Genomic DNA, 16,397 nt, shown 5'->3' with positions numbered 1-16,397 from the left:
TTTTCCATTAATTCTGTATCAATACCGAATCAGAATTAATCGAACTGCCATATCACTAGTCAGACAGGAGAATATTGTTCCTGTCTCCATGAATTTAATCCGCGCAGAGCACGGGGAATATTGGTATGCATATCTCCTATATAAGGCTTGTGCACTTTGTTTTTGAAGTGCTCAAATACATACCATTTCGCACAGAATTAGTTGCAATTCCATACAACTCATCTGTGTGGGCTCCTAACATATTCATACTCCTATATAAAAGTTTCGTTGTAAAAATATAATGCAAAGTTAAAAATATCAAATAGATGATTTGAAGCTATGAGAATAACACAAAAGATAAATAAATATTAGGAACGTAACGCATCATTCTAAAAATACATTGAATGGATGATCGCCAGTGCCAGAAAATAATAAATCCCCGGGAGAAAAAGATCGTTTAAAGGTACGCCTCCCAAGAAAAGAAAACAGAGAAGTGCTCGCAACAGTGGAAAGTATGCTCGGGGCAAACCGTGTCAGGCTCAACTGCATGGATGGAGTAATCCGAATAGGAAGAATTATTGGCTCCATGAAAAACGATACATGGCTGAAAGTTGGCGATCTGGTTATTGCAGTCCCCTGGGACTTCCAGGATACAAAAGCAGACATAATATGGAAATATACACGACAAGAGTATGAATGGCTTCAAGATAAAGGCTATTTTGGAGGTAAAACATGAGAAAATCCATCCCAAAACACCTCCGGAAAATCGAAAGCGACATCGACAAGATGCGAATTCGCCAAAAGGATTCCAATAGCCTCAAGGTAAAAGATGCAGTATTTGATGAGGCAACCCTCAAATCCCTCTACCACCTTTCAAAAGAAGGTGTCATTGAGGCGTTGGGAGGGCCTATTAGCACAGGCAAGGAAGCTAATGTATTCCTTGCAGAAGGAAAAGACTTCGATCTTGCAATAAAGATCTACAGGATATCCACAAGCACATTCAGAGCGATGGAAGAATATATACTCGGCGACCCAAGGTTTAAGAGCATTCGCCACAAAAAGAAGGATGTGGTCTTTGCGTGGACTCGCAAGGAATTCCGCAATTTGCTTCGTGCAGAAGAAGTGGGCATCCGGGTTCCAAAACCTATAACAACCTATCGCAACATACTAGTGATGCAATTTATCGGTGAAGAAGAAAAGGCATTTCCTCCCCTCAAGTACATCCATCTTGAAAAAGGAGATGCCAAAGAGATGTTTGAGACAATCCTTAAATACCTGAATTTGCTCTACAGCGAAGCGAATCTGGTACATGGGGACCTTAGTGAATACAACATACTTGTTAATCCTTCTACCCTTGAACCTTATATTATAGATATGGGACAGGCAGTCACCCTTGAGCACCCCAGTGCGGATGCATTCCTCAAGAGAGACCTGAAAAATCTGACCCGCTATTTCCGAAAATACGGAATTGAAGCCACGGATGAACAATTGTACAAAATGTTGAAAACAAAAAACGATCCAGAGGATTAAATACAATCTTTACGAAGGTGAATTACATGACACACCTGAAAGTTCCAAAAGACAGGATTGGAGCCATCATCGGTCCAAAGGGAGAAACAAAAAAACTTATAGAGGAAAAGTCTTCCTCCAAGCTTAATATCGATAGTGAAAACGGAACCGTGGAAATAATAGAAGGAGAAGATCCTCTGGGTTCCCTGAGAGCAGGCGAAGTTGTCAAGGCAATAAGCAGAGGATTCAACCCAAATAAGGCTCTTGCACTTTTTGATGATGATATGCTTATGCTCGATATCATAGATTTATCCCATGAGGCTTCAACCCCAAAGGAACTTATCAGGCTTAAGGGAAGAATTATTGGAAAGGGCGGAAAAACACGCGAAATTGCAGAAAGCCTCATCGGCGTTAAGATTTCCATTTATGGAAAAACAGTCAGCATCATTGGAACTCCGGATCAAAACCGTATAGTCCATACAGCAATAGAGATGCTTGTAGAAGGAGCAAATCACGGAACAGTATATAGCTTCCTTGAGAAGAAGCATCGTGAACTTGTACAATCACAACTTGACTACTACGAAAGTTAAGGGTGTAAAAATGCAGGACTTAATAGCTACTGCAAAAGGTGAGGGGATTTTCACAAATTTGTTGAATGCAGCAGAAATACTTGGGCTTGTGGAAAAATATTCTTCAGATGGTTATTTCACTGTTTTTGCCCCTACTGATGAAGCATTTGTTCCAATTCCGGAAGATGTAATCGAAGAGGCATTTGACGATAAGCAGTATCTTTTGAATATCATCAACTATCACATAGTAGAGGGTAAATACAATACAAAAGATCTTAGCAACATTGAGTCCCTCCAGACAATGAACGGGGAAAGCATTCATTTCAAAAATAAAAATGGAAAAATCTTTGTTGAAAATATTCCAATTATAAAACCTGATATCGAGTGTTCCAATGGAATAATACAAGCTATTGAAGATATCCTACTACCATAAATTCAAATCCTTATATTCCAGTCGAATAATCTGGATCTTTATCTATACAACCCATTTACTTTTAGCATCCTTCCACCACGAAAAACTATTAAATATTATCAAAAAAGCAATCAACATCATTTCAAAAGCCAGTGCAGGTTTTAAAAGCCAGAAAGCTGAAACCATAAACCTGCTAAATGATGATTGTACCGGACTGGCTTATAACATCCTTGTGAGACTGATTCCACTAACCCTTCTTTTGATTTATATTGCTATGATTTTGTGAATATTGTAAGGTAGAATGAAAAGGTGGAGGGGTAGATTCAATCCTTGTTATAGTGGATCTTGAATTCGAATTATAGACTAGAAAAAGTGGCAAACTTCTTTACGAATAAAAACGCAGATAAAATTAGTGAAGGTGTATCTCGCTATGCTATTGTAAACGATAGAGAATTTATAGCGGAATTATGGTCCGAATACATGAACAACCCGTCCCCCCGTCCAATTGCAAAGGAGTTTGGAGACTGGATGAAAGAGCAGTTTGAGGAATGATATCATGATCGGAGAACCACCACTGTGTGATACATGTAAGCACCTAAATCGTGGAATTCTTGGCTGGTGGAAGTGTAAAGCCTATCCAGACGGTATCCCGGAGAAGATTTTTTGGGGAGACGTCGACCATCACAAACCGTATAAGGGTGACAACGGAATCCAATACGAGCCGATGGAAGAGTGAAAATATTGTTTCATCCCCATATACTTTTAAAGATCCACTTCCTGTATTATTACTTGCAATTGGTATTCATTGCTATATTGTCCCCTTCCGTTGGAGTAACCTTGCCACTAAATCTGATTTTATGTTGGTTGGTGCTATTTTTGTTATAATTATGTGGTTAATGAAAAAACATTCTAAAGTTGATTTTCCGTTTGTTGCTCCCCCGTGAATGTCTACAAAACCCGGTGAATGAGTGAGCGATAAGCTGCGCCCATAACCGAAAATCAGGCTACGAGTAGAAGGGCAAGCCACCCATAACCTTTCTCGCGAGGTATTATTTCAATAACCTTGACGGTATCATCTTCAATAGAAAAAATAGCTCTGTAATTTCCAATTCGTAAACGATATAAATCCGGTCTTCCTTTTGTGCCTTTCAGCTTTTTGATATCATGCGATAGAGGATCGTTTTTCAACCGTTTTAATCCTTTAATTAGACGGTGCTGCGTTTTGCTGTCCTGTGCATTCAAAAATTTCTGAACTTCGGTGTGTATCTCAATTTTGTACTCCATTTAACTCGCTCTCGTAGCTATCGAGTGAGACAAACTGATCTTTTTCTTCAAGCCGCCGGTACATTCGATCCATAAATTCGTCTCTATCGATCGAATCCATCATGCGTGTAAGAATATCGCTATAGGTTTCCCCTTTTTGACCAAAGCTTTTCAGCCTGTCCCGAATCGATTTTGTTATGGGGATAGTTGTTGCTTCTGCATTCACTTTTGCCAACTCCTTTTGTTTTTTGAGTTTAACTTTATTTTGGGATTAATTTTTAATTTTCTTTTGTGTTTATTTTGTGGTTTTCTGGTCTTTTGCGACTAGAAGCTTTTCATTATAAGAAGTTAATAATATTTATAGTTAATTAATAGTAATATATAATAACTTATAACTACTTATAATTTAGTAATCAGTCTGCTACGGCTTCAAACACTTCAAAACCATTGGTATCATTCCAAAAATGGCCCAAATTAGACAAGAGATGGTCCAGTTCCTTAACTTCCCTTTAAATACTCCACAGTGACAGCCTACGGTATGCCAGTCCTACAATCAACTGTTCTATCCGAAACATCGATTATCGAAGGCAATTCTGTCACACTCCCCATCTGCAAGGTGGGAAGAAAGCCTACGATGCAAACGGCAAAGCCTATAACCTTGGCGCAGGAAGCACTTGAATCAGGTGCCGAAACATGAACAAACGGCATTATAACTATCAACCAGATAATCCGAGAGAAAGGTAAAATGCAAAGTCCTTGTTCGAGATCCTTTTGTATGGGCTACCTCCGAAGGGCTTTCCTGTGAAGCTGTGGACGCCATAAATTCTGCAGCATACTGCGGTGTTTCCAAGGAATCACAGCTTCTCGAAGTTGCGTTTCAATCCTTGTTATAGTGGATCTTGAATTCGAATATCTACATTGACAACTAATAGACCTCCTACGGCCTAGTAGATCTACCGGTTCATCCCCACGTGTGTGGGGAACTCTGCTAGACGGGCTTCACTGCCTAACCCTAAACCGGTTCATCCCCACGTGTGTGGGGAACTCATAATCGTTTGCATTTAGGTTAGCGACATAACCGGTTCATCCCCACGTGTGTGGGGAACTCGCGTCCAAATCTAACCCTCTCACCTAAAATTCCGGTTCATCCCCACGTGTGTGGGGAACTCAGCGACACAACCTTTAATCATATTTTTTAGCTCGGTTCATCCCCACGTGTGTGGGGAACTCTAATTGGTTTGTGTGGCTGTAATTCAATTTTTCGGTTCATCCCCACGTGTGTGGGGAACTCCTTTGCATGGCCTATTTCATGAGCTAGAGTCTGGGTTCATCCCCACGTGTGTGGGGAACTCGAGGTTGCATTTAGGGAAATGCCAAAGGCAGACGGTTCATCCCCACGTGTGTGGGGAACTCATATGAATCGGTATCAGGATTGTAAATATGTGCGGTTCATCCCCACGTGTGTGGGGAACTCGCACCATCTTGCCCCGCACCGATAGCGATAGCCGGTTCATCCCCACGTGTGTGGGGAACTCAAAGGTGGTTTTGAATGAAACTACAGATAACGCGGTTCATCCCCACGTGTGTGGGGAACTCATCTATACGTGAATTGGCGGAAATCCCCTCTGCGGTTCATCCCCACGTGTGTGGGGAACTCTGCTCCGTCCTGTCCGGCACCGATTGCAAGCGCGGTTCATCCCCACGTGTGTGGGGAACTCTTTCGAATCGGTGGCTATATACTGGTCTCCCACACGGTTCATCCCCACGTGTGTGGGGAACTCGTGAACAAATCGGTTTTTGATTTATGCGATAACGGTTCATCCCCACGTGTGTGGGGAACTCCAGTACACCAGATCGACAATACCCATGCATTGCGGTTCATCCCCACGTGTGTGGGGAACTCAGTACCTCTGACCCCTTTAGCATTCGGAGCTATGGTTCATCCCCACGTGTGTGGGGAACTCTCAAAACAAACATTTGGTGATATCAGTGGCATCGGTTCATCCCCACGTGTGTGGGGAACTCTTGGTTTGATCATGATCTGGATTTTTTGTGTTACGGTTCATCCCCACGTGTGTGGGGAACTCTATGGAAGATGTCAGCGGGTGATACGTTGGTGCGGTTCATCCCCACGTGTGTGGGGAACTCCCCATTTTTTCAATGCTGACTCATACGTGGATCGGTTCATCCCCACGTGTGTGGGGAACTCGCAGTACACCAGATCGACAACACCCACGTATTGCGGTTCATCCCCACGTGTGTGGGGAACTCGTTACTGTGTGGGTAATCCTGCATAAGGGCCCCGGTTCATCCCCACGTGTGTGGGGAACTCGGCGTCCGAGCTATCCAACATTAAAGGGCCCCCGGTTCATCCCCACGTGTGTGGGGAACTCTTTGCGTTTTGTTGCAGCGGAAAGAGAATTCCACGGTTCATCCCCACGTGTGTGGGGAACTCATCTATACGTGAATTGGCGGAAATCCCCTCTGCGGTTCATCCCCACGTGTGTGGGGAACTCATTTACATCCAAACCAGCTACTCCGTTTGCAACGGTTCATCCCCACGTGTGTGGGGAACTCAATTACCGGGGGTATGGATACATCTGCTAATGCGGTTCATCCCCACGTGTGTGGGGAACTCCTGGTCGTAGCAGTGAAGTGGGTTTCTCACCACGGTTCATCCCCACGTGTGTGGGGAACTCAGTAAGCAGAATCAGCCAAGCACTCGTTGTAACGGTTCATCCCCACGTGTGTGGGGAACTCCCTTACTTTTACGCTTACGCCATACCCTGCAACGGTTCATCCCCACGTGTGTGGGGAACTCTCCTTTTTTTGTTTGAAAAACTCGCCTGCCATCGGTTCATCCCCACGTGTGTGGGGAACTCCAGGGATGCTGACCTTAGAGTTTCCAGCAACTAGGTTCATCCCCACGTGTGTGGGGAACTCGTTTTCCAAATCATTGATGAGTGTTACAATAACGGTTCATCCCCACGTGTGTGGGGAACTCATATCCATTATATAGTCAATAGTCCTGGGAGCCGGTTCATCCCCACGTGTGTGGGGAACTCTATCCCCCCTATTACAAGATCTCCAGCTAATCCGGTTCATCCCCACGTGTGTGGGGAACTCTAAAGCGTAATGTTCGGTGTTTTAGTATATCACGGTTCATCCCCACGTGTGTGGGGAACTCGGGTTGATCGGTTTATCCGCATCCAACCCAACCGGTTCATCCCCACGTGTGTGGGGAACTCATCAATACATCGAATGCGTACTGCCGGCCGAACGGTTCATCCCCACGTGTGTGGGGAACTCCCACAAGCTAAAGGAGATAACTGTTAATGTTGACGGTTCATCCCCACGTGTGTGGGGAACTCTTAATTTCAGGCATTATCGGTGGTTTGGGTGTACGGTTCATCCCCACGTGTGTGGGGAACTCCATCGGGAAACTTCGCAACGGAACAAAACTCCCGGTTCATCCCCACGTGTGTGGGGAACTCTATGATCTTTGAGATGATGTACGAGGCTGCGCCGGTTCATCCCCACGTGTGTGGGGAACTCTGTGGCATATTTATTTGATGAAACGGAAAAGACTTTCCTTCAATCAAACTTAATTGTACAGTATTAAAACAGTATAAAAGTGTGTACGCACAATTCCGTATCATAAATAAACCTCAACCCATTCATTCATCTGGTAAAAATGATATTAACTTTACGCCATCCATCTCTTTAGGGATGCGCCGGTTTCTGCCAAGTGTTATGAAATCATAACCCGACTCATTTCGGGAATCCCATATCATAACTGCATTTCCATCTTCTAGACCTTCTTCGACATTACGCCAGATCATATCTCTGACTTTTACAGAATAATCACCAACATAAACTCCTGCCCTTACTTCCAATAGCCATACAGCCAAACGACCACGTAAACGTGAGGGTGCATTTTCAAGCACGATGACCAACATCACCAATGCTCCTTTCATTTGGTATAGCAGGAGGTACAGACTCATTTGGAGTGGGCGGAAGATCAATTCCACCTGCAGAAAGGATCTCTTCAATCGTAGGAATAATCTTCTTCAACAATCTGGACTCTCTAAATGAATCCCTGCAAGCTATCCTAACCGCTCTTTCATAATTGGTGTGCTTTTCTGATGCAATACGAAAAGCAATTGGGACTACCGTCTCAAACTTAAATATATCAGCAATGTCATAAACAAAAGAGCGGGGTTTTCCGGTGTGAATAAAACCTACTGCAGGAGAATAACCCGCCGCCAGAATTGCTGCCTCTGCCACCCCATATATACATGAAGTTGCTGAGCTCAAACACCTATTTTGCACATCGCCGCTATTCCAATCATTTGGATCATAGTTCCTTCCTTTCCATTCAATACCATACTGTTGAGCAAACATCATATACATCTTCTTAACACGTGCAGCCTCCATTCCACGCATTTGCTCAATGCTATAACTGTCCGATAGAGACTCATTAAATCGCATTTCATACATTTTGCGAACTACCCTCGACCTGAGATCCATATCCAGAGCAAGCTTTGCCTGATACAACAATCTATCAGCACGTGCACCTCCCGGTTGGCCAGCCGAATACAATCTCACCCCTGCCTCACCCACCCATATCAACAAGCAACCAACCCGGGCCGCAAGAACCACTGCAGCATGTGACACCCTCGTGCCCGGTTCCAGCATAAGACAGGCAACTCCACCCACAGGAATCTGTGAACGCACACCATTCTTATCTACAAGCACAAAGGCACCGTCTATTACATCAAGCTCACCCCTCTCAAGAAATAGTAGGGACAATCGTTCTTTGATTGTAATAGGCTTTAACTTTGGAAGCAGGTCAAACACTCCTCAATTTAGCGAACCGGTCTAACAAGAAGTAAACCACAACCAAAACCTTTTGCCGGACCAATCCCATGGTAAAGAGCCTTTTTGAACAATTCCGGATCATTAATCGTCAGAATCCCATTAAAATCAATCGTACTGATATTGATATAATGTTTTCCCTTTGCTTTATAGAACTTGTGGCTCTTATACCCATCCGCACGGACCCGGTTAGTATCAATCGAAAAACCATAAGAATCTGATCTCTTTTGTAGCCATTCAACCCCCTTATTTTGCACTATTTCAGAAACATCCATACACACTTTATTTGGGTTCTCTTTCTTTATGCGGAGCTTTTCATCCATTACTACATCATGGCGATGCTGCTTTCCATTCTCATCTCTTTTTGAAACTATTGGATTTGCACGAATTGAAAAATAAAGATTCTGCCCTGATTTTAAAACCGGATTATATGGCTTTATGTCAAGATCCCATAAACCAGATTTGTCATCAGGTTTTTCCTCAGATACAATATAGAAAGTTGGTAGCTTTCCATTTGATTCCTGCCGATACAAGAAATTCCTTGTATTGTCTGATCCTCCCGAAAACAAAGACCAGACCAGCCGATGGACATTATAATTATTTCCCATGTATTTCCATAAGCCGTTATTTGAAACTGCAATTGGAAGAAGTTTTGCTCTACTCATGTACATGCATCATTCCTCCAATTCACCATTGAATAGTATTCCTTCCTATCTGAGAACTGCCACCTTTTCCGGCTCAATACGTTATCACGTCGGGAAATACTATGCTCAAATGAAATATTTTCTTCAGGATCATCCCAATAGAGTCTGCAAATATCATTATCAATTAATTTTCCCACAAAAGCTCCATCGTTAAACTCAATGTTTGCAAGTGCTTCTTTCATATTGGGAGCAGATATTATCATAGGGTCAAGAGGAAGTGCCAAAGGACATGATTTTCTTCCCAAATACATCGAAAATGAAGGCTTTTTCAGACTGTTTCTGATTATTTCAAGAGAATAAGGTGGATTCTCTGTTCTCGAATAAAGAACCACAGTGTAGAGCCCATCACAATAGTAGTCTCGTGTCGAAAGGATAGTATTTAATTCATACTTGGGAACGGCAAGTTCATCTTTTCTTGTTAAAAATTTCTTCTTATTTCTACCTTTACCAGAAGCAGGAACCTGAGATGTGTGATAATCACGAAGCATAAACCCAGAAGAGTTTATAATAACTCCATAATGATAAGCAGAAGCTAATTCCAGTTGCTTTTCTTCTTCTTCCCTACGAATACCTAGAGCTGCTCCCAACAGACCGAATATCGCTGATTTTGAAGGGTGATCAAAACTAGGTCTATAAGGACCTACTGCGATGTCACCCCATGAAGCCATTGGACCGTATAAGCGGAAAATCAAATAATCTTTCACGCCAATCGACTCCTTGATGTTTAGCTGCTTACAAATTCCAGCATTTTATCCATACTACCTTCACCTGTATAAGCATTCATTTCCAGCCTTTCATCACAACAATTACCGTATACTTGTTCCATCTTTTCATTTGTCTGCTTGAGAGACTCTATGGCATTTTTTAACATGTTTCTCCCCTTAATCGATTCCAGATATGAAACCGAAAGTGAACGTGGTTGCTGAGTACCCTTCTCGATCATCATGTATGATGCATATGCCCTTGATGCAAAACTGTTCTGTTTTCCCGTAGGAGATACCTTTGCTATTGACTCTACTAATGCACATAAAGCCTTTTTTGCAAGATCCTTATTCCCACCAAGATTGTTTTCCAGAAGTTCACAATCAACACAAACATAAGTATAGAACAAACCGGAAGCAAATTCCGTTTCTCCGATATGGGCTGAGCCCATATCTTCTTCACCTCTATTCAGATCATCCACGGCAGTGAAATAATCATCCTCGACTGCAACCTCGTTGACAGTAATAGCATGAGAAACCTGTACAGCAGCTTCAGTATTAAATTTAGTGTCGGATGCAAGCATACGCCCGAACATGGCAATATCCACAGCAGTGTGATCCTTTCTCAAAAGGTTGAGATCTTCCTTTGAAGGAGATTTTCCACTTGCTGATACTTTAGCGATTAGGTCATCAATTGCTGATATTTCCTCCTGACTAAAATGTGCCAGTTGCTCTATTTCAAGATCTACCAAGGCATCATCACTATCCGTTTTCTTAGATTTCCCAAATACCCCTGCAATTGACTTTGCCCACTCTTTTGCTTCTTTTTCGGACACTTCTGGATTAACCTTAACCGCATCAACATTGTTATTCACAATATCTATCAGACGTCTGCCTGTTGTCAATGCTTTGAAAATACTGATACCCATGCGTTTTGTACGAATTCCTATGTGGTCACCAAGACTTTCTTTGAAAGTGTCTGATGTCCTCCATGCTCTTTTAAGACTCTGTGAAGAGACCCTGAGTCTTTGAGTCCCGCCCATAACGGCAGTCTTTGGTCTTCCCAAGTCATCACGATTCAAATTGGATGGGGGATACGATACGAGCGTGTGTATTTGTATAAATTTAGTCATCTTATTTTCTCCTAAGTCCTTAAATTTTAGTTTTAGGTGCCTTTTCATAGTAACTGTAAGCCCATTCTTTCTTTGTGATATCATTCCACCAGTAGAGACTGTTCGCAAGATTGCAAACATTGACGTTTCCATCCATTAACTTGACAATTCGAACAATTGAACTAAATAATTCGTCCTTATCCTTGATTTTTAACAGTCTTTTAAACCTTAATCCACTAACCTGTGTATTTGAACCATCTTTGGTACTCGCCATTTGAGCAGCAAATGATTCCCCTGCCTGATGATTTTTCACATGAACCAATACTCCGGCAATTACTGCAACAGAATCCCTATTTCCAAAGCCGAGCTTGTTCAGAGCCAACCACAATTTGTGGTATGCAGGATTAAAAACTACATCCACAATGCTGTGGCACCTGCGAAGATCGGCTCTATCCCCTCGATTATTGTCCAAATCCTTCCACCATGTCAGTAAAGCTTGACACGCTTCTGGATTCTTGTCCAACGAATTTTTCTTTATAGTCAATTCCAATCACCTTTTCAAATACAATTATAGTACAATCAAACATTTATTTTTTAGATTTTTCAGGCAACCCCAGAGTATCTCTTATTTTCTTACCACCTTCGTAATTGTATCTTCTAAGATCTCTGCGAGCTAAAGCTATTCTTTCAGGATCAACTACACTGAATTGCATGGATTGGGAATATTGATCAAACAATCTTTCAGATACTTGTGACAAACTTCTAACCCATTGTAGTTTCAGATCAATGGCATCCAAATTATTTTTCAGTATAGGGATTAATTGATTGAGTACATTATAAAATTTGGATTCTGTATCATGCCAGAAGCTGGCGTCTATAAAGGAGATATCCCCTCTAATCGGATTTTTGCCGTATAATGCCTGTTTTATACACCTTTCTGTGTTATCACCGATAATTTCAGCAGTCTTTATCAATTGAGATACAATGGATTCATAAGTGGACCTGATATTCTCAGGAACATTGAATAAAGGCATAATACTTTCATACCAGCAACGGACTTTCATTTTATCGAAATCATAACCGAATGCCCATAGTTGAGGAGAACGTTGCAATACGTCATCCAAATTTGCCAAATCCAACTGTTTGCCGACAAATCGTTCAAAAGACAAAGAAGGATGCTACCCATTTTCAGGGTCATTTTGAATCAGACCCAGCCAGTGGCGATAGGTTATGCCACCAGGTCTCGGATGTAGTGATATTATAGAATCTTTTGTTTCACGATATGGACTCAGAACATGACACCAACCTCCTTCATAGTTTATTCCATGATTCTTTGTAACATAACGGGAAACAAGTCTATCTGTCTCACAACCACATACATCACAAAAGCCTTCTTTAAGATCGTAAAAATCAATACTGATTCTACGTGGCATTCCCCAATACATCTGCTTGGGATTTACATCCATGGGAGTCGTATCCATTCCTTTCTTTTCACTTGTGCGAGTGGGACCCATCCACGGATAAATATCGCTTATTGCATTTTTGTCAATATTTCCCAATCGTTCAAAATTATCTTCTGAAATGACATTCAACCATATTGTTTGCCACAAATTATTTCCCAAGACCAAAGTAGTCAAAGGACCACCACCTCTGAGTGAAGTGCGATGACCCTGCCCTCCCGTGGGAGCATTTAATTGTAAATTGAATAATGCAGTTGCACAACAAGAAAAACACATTTGCGAGACTGTATCTCTTTTTATAAAGTGGTCGGTATTATCTTTAATAGTTTTTTCACCTGGCATCTCCATAAGCAACAAATCTACACGATTTTCAACCCCTTCAAAAGAATCGTAATCCTGCATAAAACGCTCATTTTCACCATCAAGATTGAAAGCATTGGACACATTATCAAATGTTTCTTGCAAATCATCCGTTGTTGGAGGGTTGATAAAATGTTTCCTCCATTCCCTTTCATTTTTAGGAGACATAGTAGTTTGTACCAATCCAATCAGAAATTGGATCAGAGAACCATTAAAATCTGGGCGTGGTGCAGCCAGAGAAATAACAGGATTCGAATCTAATTTGTCAGTAATCTCCCATGGAGCTATCTTTTCCCTTTTACCATCCTGCCTATTTACCCATATCCATTTTTCATGAATCAAATTAAATACCATGGTATTACCTTCTTATTCTTTATTTAGACAAAGACCAATTTCCGAATTGTAAACTAACTTGACTTGCCTGTTGTATTTGTCTTTTGCAGTACCCTTCCAGTTAATCCCATCATCTGAAAACATAGGAATCAATATACTCCACTTACCTTTGTCTTTCATTGAATCCTGAGCTTTCTGGATCAACTCATTAACTTCCTTGTCATAGTCGTCTGAGTACCTGATACGACCGCCGCTAACACTTAACTGGCTCATTTCCCATGAAAACCTATCAGATTTTACCATCGGAACAAGAATCCCATTTTCAAACCGTGCAAGATGAATGTTCACCGATTCCCCAAGACGGGTTGGAGTTACAACATCATCCAGCCATTGTGTACCCGAACGCTCATAACCCTGTGAAAAATTTAGAGATTTGAAATTCGCCATTGAGGTTTGAGCCATTGAATCCCCATATGCACGTTCATCAAGAACTTTCAATTCTGAGGGAACTTTGGTACCAGCATCTTTGCCAAAAACACACTCTATGAAATATCGACTTTCATCCGGTATGCAGAACTTTCCACGTTCTGCAAGCAAATTAGCAGTAAGCCACAATTGTCCGTGAGATTGGTAAACATATGCCCCTTTAGGAAACATATCCGAATACCAGTCTGATGAGATGTCCCCGCCCAATTTTGGAGAAAGGATTCCAAGAAGTGGAGTGCCCCGTTCATCACGATCACTTAGAGCTCCGTTTTTGTCACGACAATGGCGTTGTAAACGACCGGCTCTCTGAAAGATAAGGTCAATTGGAGCAAGATCAGTAACCATGTAGTCAAAATCTATATCCAAAGACTGTTCTACTACCTGAGTTGCTACTAGCACTTTACCCTTACGTTTCTGAACATCACTTTCTTTTCCGAATGCACTAAGAACATCATTTTCAATTTTCAGACGATCTCCCATTGCATATCTTGCATGGAAAAGAATTACAGAATCGCTTCCTAATTCAGATACAAGTATATCGTATGATTCAATCGCATCATCAACAGTGTTTCGAATCCAGCAACAACACTTCCCCTCAATAGAACATTTCACAAGTCTTTCTCTGACAGATGACTCATCATTGAAAAATTCAACATTGACAGTACGTTCCGTACCAACACGAGGTTCTATTTGAATTTCCGATAGACCACTTTCGCAAACATGTGTAACAAGGGGATATTTGTCACTGGAAATAGCATCCACTGAGCAACCGAGTCCACGGCAAAAGTGGGATGCCAATTCCTGACGATGTTTTACCGGTAGCGTAGCAGAGAGAAGAATTGCACTACCACCCAATGATGCATGGAATTCCAAAAGACTGCATAGCAATCTATGCATATATGGATCATACGCATGAACCTCATCAACTATCAGGACATTGCGCGACAAACCCAGTAATCTCAGTGATTGATGGTTTGAAGGAAGAACTCCCAACAAAGCCTGGTCAATAGTTCCTACACCAACATCAGCAAGCAGAGCTTTTTTGCGATTGTCAGCTATCCATGTAGAGCATTGTGAAGAAACAGTAGCATCATTTGATGAAGCATCTCCATAATTGCTACTTTCGTGGACCTCAGTATCAATAGATTTGCTGAAAACATGCAATAGATGACTTTGACCGTGCGCAAGCACAAGTGAAGGAAGGGAATTAGGTACATACAACTTTTTGTAAGAATCCATTAACCTTCCATACATTGCATTAGAAGTTGCCATTGTTGGCAGACCAAAATAAATCCCGTTTGCAATACCCTTTGCCATTATACGATGAGCCAAACATAAAGCAGCTTCCGTTTTGCCACTTCCTGTAGTATCTTCCAATATGAAGAGTTGAGCACTATCTGCAATGGGACAGCTCGATATATGATCTTGCATTGGACTCGGAACATCGATTTTGGGAAAGAGAATATCCATTCCAGTACTCGGTGAAATCACTGAAGGCAAAATACCCGAATTGTTCAGCGCTTTTTCTGCTGAAGGCAAAGCGTATTTTTCCCAATACTCCTCCAGAGGAAAAAGAACTGATAAATATTCAAACTGTTCGTTTGAAGAACCAATCCAATCACTTACTATTACAATACCTGCAAGTAACCATGAAGTACTCTTGAATGCAGTTTCCAAATCTTCAAATTCGTATTCATAGCCCTCAGGCCCAGAGAGACCTTTGAAAGCATCTTTCAATAACAAAGATGATACTTTTTGTACATATGAACTTGCCATTGAAAGGTCTTCTTCAGTAAACAATTCATTTTGATTCACTGCAATGCCATTGTCCATATATGGTTTTGGAGGATTACCATGATGTCCTGTTACTGATTTAATCCACGGGAGTATAATATCATTCCAATCTAATGAATTAAAGGTACTTTTGTCCAGACAAAGCCAGTTCTCGTTCCATACAGTTTGCCAGATCGTTCTCCAGAGGTAAAAACCCATGCTATCATGCCGAAGAGTGTAACTTCTGTTGCTATCATGCCCTCTTAAAGAAATTAGTAAATTTGGTTGAAGATTTTGAAATCTCTCTGAAAATTTGCCCAAATCATGGATTGCAAGATAGAACGACACCAATGAGATGATTTGTTCATCGTCTAATGGAATATGTTCTTTGAATTTCTCTAACAATAGCTTATCATTTTCCAATAGGGTAGTTCCAACCGCTGCAACATCCAGACAATGGTAAACAAGTAAATGATAATCAAGATTATCCCCCTCTCCTGATGATATGGATTTGCCCCAATTAAGATACATTAGCTTCTCAACTTTGCCAGCCATGATCCAACCTCCCTTTTTGTTGCTACAAGGCTATTGTAATTGCGTTCCGTTTATTTTGTACTCCCAAATTAAATGAAAGTAATGTTATCAAAAATCCCTTCCAACAAATAAACTATTGAAATAAATCGATTTGATAGGTAATATAATTTTTGTCCAGAAATTATCATCTTATACATTCTTTATTATTCTCTAAGGTTATAGGCATCTCGAAACGATGATCAAGATCTGCATGAGTGCTTGATGACATATAATGTAGATAAGTAAACGTTGGATATATAATTAATGGTAGTAGATATTTACAAA

Annotated in this window: 16 protein-coding genes, 1 pseudogene and 1 CRISPR repeat array; of the genes and pseudogenes, 7 read left to right on the top strand and 10 right to left on the bottom strand. The window is 41.3% G+C overall.

The features are described from left to right. Window positions 1-397: 397 nt before the first annotated feature. The 6 genes from eif1A to PWQ49_RS06430 all read left to right on the top strand — a co-directional run bounded on the left by eif1A (window position 398) and on the right by PWQ49_RS06430 (window position 3,205). Window positions 398-715: a translation initiation factor eIF-1A gene (eif1A, locus tag PWQ49_RS06455; protein ID WP_300609145.1), complete on the top strand. Its 318-nt coding sequence runs from the start codon at window positions 398-400 to the stop codon at window positions 713-715. Then, entirely contained in the window at window positions 712-1,509 is a 798-nt protein-coding gene (locus tag PWQ49_RS06450; RefSeq protein WP_300609143.1) for a serine protein kinase RIO, read from the top strand. Before eif1A ends, PWQ49_RS06450 begins: the two co-directional genes overlap by 4 nt. 26 nt (window positions 1,510-1,535) lie before the next feature. Continuing rightward, entirely contained in the window at window positions 1,536-2,078 is a 543-nt protein-coding gene (locus tag PWQ49_RS06445) for a KH domain-containing protein (protein WP_300609141.1), read from the top strand. Between the two features lie 10 nt (window positions 2,079-2,088). After that, window positions 2,089-2,490: a fasciclin domain-containing protein gene (locus tag PWQ49_RS06440; protein WP_300609139.1), complete on the top strand. Its 402-nt coding sequence runs from the start codon at window positions 2,089-2,091 to the stop codon at window positions 2,488-2,490. A 324-nt stretch (window positions 2,491-2,814) separates the two neighbouring features. Continuing rightward, the gene (locus PWQ49_RS06435; RefSeq protein ID WP_300609138.1) at window positions 2,815-3,021 is read left to right on the top strand and encodes a hypothetical protein; all 207 of its coding nucleotides are present in this window, start codon (window positions 2,815-2,817) and stop codon (window positions 3,019-3,021) included. Between the two features lie 4 nt (window positions 3,022-3,025). Further along, window positions 3,026-3,205, top strand: a complete 180-nt coding sequence (locus tag PWQ49_RS06430; protein WP_300609136.1) for a hypothetical protein — start codon at window positions 3,026-3,028, stop codon at window positions 3,203-3,205. Between the two features lie 263 nt (window positions 3,206-3,468). Here PWQ49_RS06430 and PWQ49_RS06425 read toward each other — a convergent pair whose 3' ends face one another. Continuing rightward, a complete protein-coding gene (locus PWQ49_RS06425) occupies window positions 3,469-3,753 on the bottom strand; it encodes a type II toxin-antitoxin system RelE/ParE family toxin (RefSeq protein ID WP_300609134.1) in 285 nt (94 codons plus the stop codon). Next, a complete protein-coding gene (locus PWQ49_RS06420; RefSeq protein WP_300609132.1) occupies window positions 3,737-3,958 on the bottom strand; it encodes a hypothetical protein in 222 nt (73 codons plus the stop codon). Before PWQ49_RS06420 ends, PWQ49_RS06425 begins: the two co-directional genes overlap by 17 nt. A 312-nt stretch (window positions 3,959-4,270) precedes the next feature. Between PWQ49_RS06420 and PWQ49_RS06415 the strand changes: the two genes are divergently transcribed. After that, on the top strand, window positions 4,271-4,429 hold the full coding sequence (locus tag PWQ49_RS06415; RefSeq protein WP_300609130.1) for a hypothetical protein: 159 nt from the start codon (window positions 4,271-4,273) through the stop codon (window positions 4,427-4,429). A gap of 260 nt (window positions 4,430-4,689) precedes the next feature. Continuing rightward, a CRISPR array of direct repeats spans window positions 4,690-7,287; the repeat unit is 28 nt; unit sequence GGTTCATCCCCACGTGTGTGGGGAACTC. Window positions 7,288-7,409: 122 nt separating this feature from the next. Here the strand turns inward: PWQ49_RS06415 and cas2e are convergent. The 8 genes and pseudogenes from cas2e to cas3 form a co-directional block, all read right to left on the bottom strand. Further along, the gene (gene cas2e / locus PWQ49_RS06410; protein ID WP_300609128.1) at window positions 7,410-7,691 is read right to left on the bottom strand and encodes a type I-E CRISPR-associated endoribonuclease Cas2e; all 282 of its coding nucleotides are present in this window, start codon (window positions 7,689-7,691) and stop codon (window positions 7,410-7,412) included. After that, on the bottom strand, window positions 7,672-8,592 hold the full coding sequence (gene cas1e / locus PWQ49_RS06405; RefSeq protein WP_300609126.1) for a type I-E CRISPR-associated endonuclease Cas1e: 921 nt from the start codon (window positions 8,590-8,592) through the stop codon (window positions 7,672-7,674). The genes cas2e and cas1e overlap by 20 nt, the downstream gene beginning before the upstream one ends. A gap of 8 nt (window positions 8,593-8,600) precedes the next feature. Then, window positions 8,601-9,281 carry a type I-E CRISPR-associated protein Cas6/Cse3/CasE gene (gene cas6e, locus PWQ49_RS06400; protein ID WP_300609124.1) on the bottom strand — a complete coding sequence of 227 codons (681 nt, stop codon included), beginning with the start codon at window positions 9,279-9,281 and terminating at the stop codon, window positions 8,601-8,603. Further along, window positions 9,272-10,018, bottom strand: coding sequence for a type I-E CRISPR-associated protein Cas5/CasD (cas5e, locus tag PWQ49_RS06395; RefSeq protein ID WP_300609122.1), 747 nt, complete (start codon window positions 10,016-10,018; stop codon window positions 9,272-9,274). The genes cas6e and cas5e overlap by 10 nt, the downstream gene beginning before the upstream one ends. A 20-nt stretch (window positions 10,019-10,038) precedes the next feature. After that, window positions 10,039-11,148, bottom strand: coding sequence for a type I-E CRISPR-associated protein Cas7/Cse4/CasC (gene cas7e / locus PWQ49_RS06390; RefSeq protein ID WP_300609120.1), 1,110 nt, complete (start codon window positions 11,146-11,148; stop codon window positions 10,039-10,041). 19 nt (window positions 11,149-11,167) lie between these two features. Next, window positions 11,168-11,650, bottom strand: a complete 483-nt coding sequence (gene casB, locus PWQ49_RS06385; RefSeq protein ID WP_300609151.1) for a type I-E CRISPR-associated protein Cse2/CasB — start codon at window positions 11,648-11,650, stop codon at window positions 11,168-11,170. Window positions 11,651-11,714: 64 nt separating this feature from the next. Further along, window positions 11,715-13,301: pseudogene (casA, locus tag PWQ49_RS06380) on the bottom strand (type I-E CRISPR-associated protein Cse1/CasA). A gap of 12 nt (window positions 13,302-13,313) precedes the next feature. Then, the gene (gene cas3 / locus PWQ49_RS06375; RefSeq protein ID WP_300609118.1) at window positions 13,314-16,094 is read right to left on the bottom strand and encodes a CRISPR-associated helicase Cas3'; all 2,781 of its coding nucleotides are present in this window, start codon (window positions 16,092-16,094) and stop codon (window positions 13,314-13,316) included. Between the last annotated feature and the right edge of the window lie 303 nt (window positions 16,095-16,397).

The organism is Methanohalophilus sp. (assembly GCF_030156785.1).
Taxonomy (GTDB): Archaea; Halobacteriota; Methanosarcinia; order Methanosarcinales; family Methanosarcinaceae; genus Methanohalophilus.
Note: the sequence above shows the minus strand (reverse complement) of the source record. Positions and strands in the feature narration are given on the sequence as shown.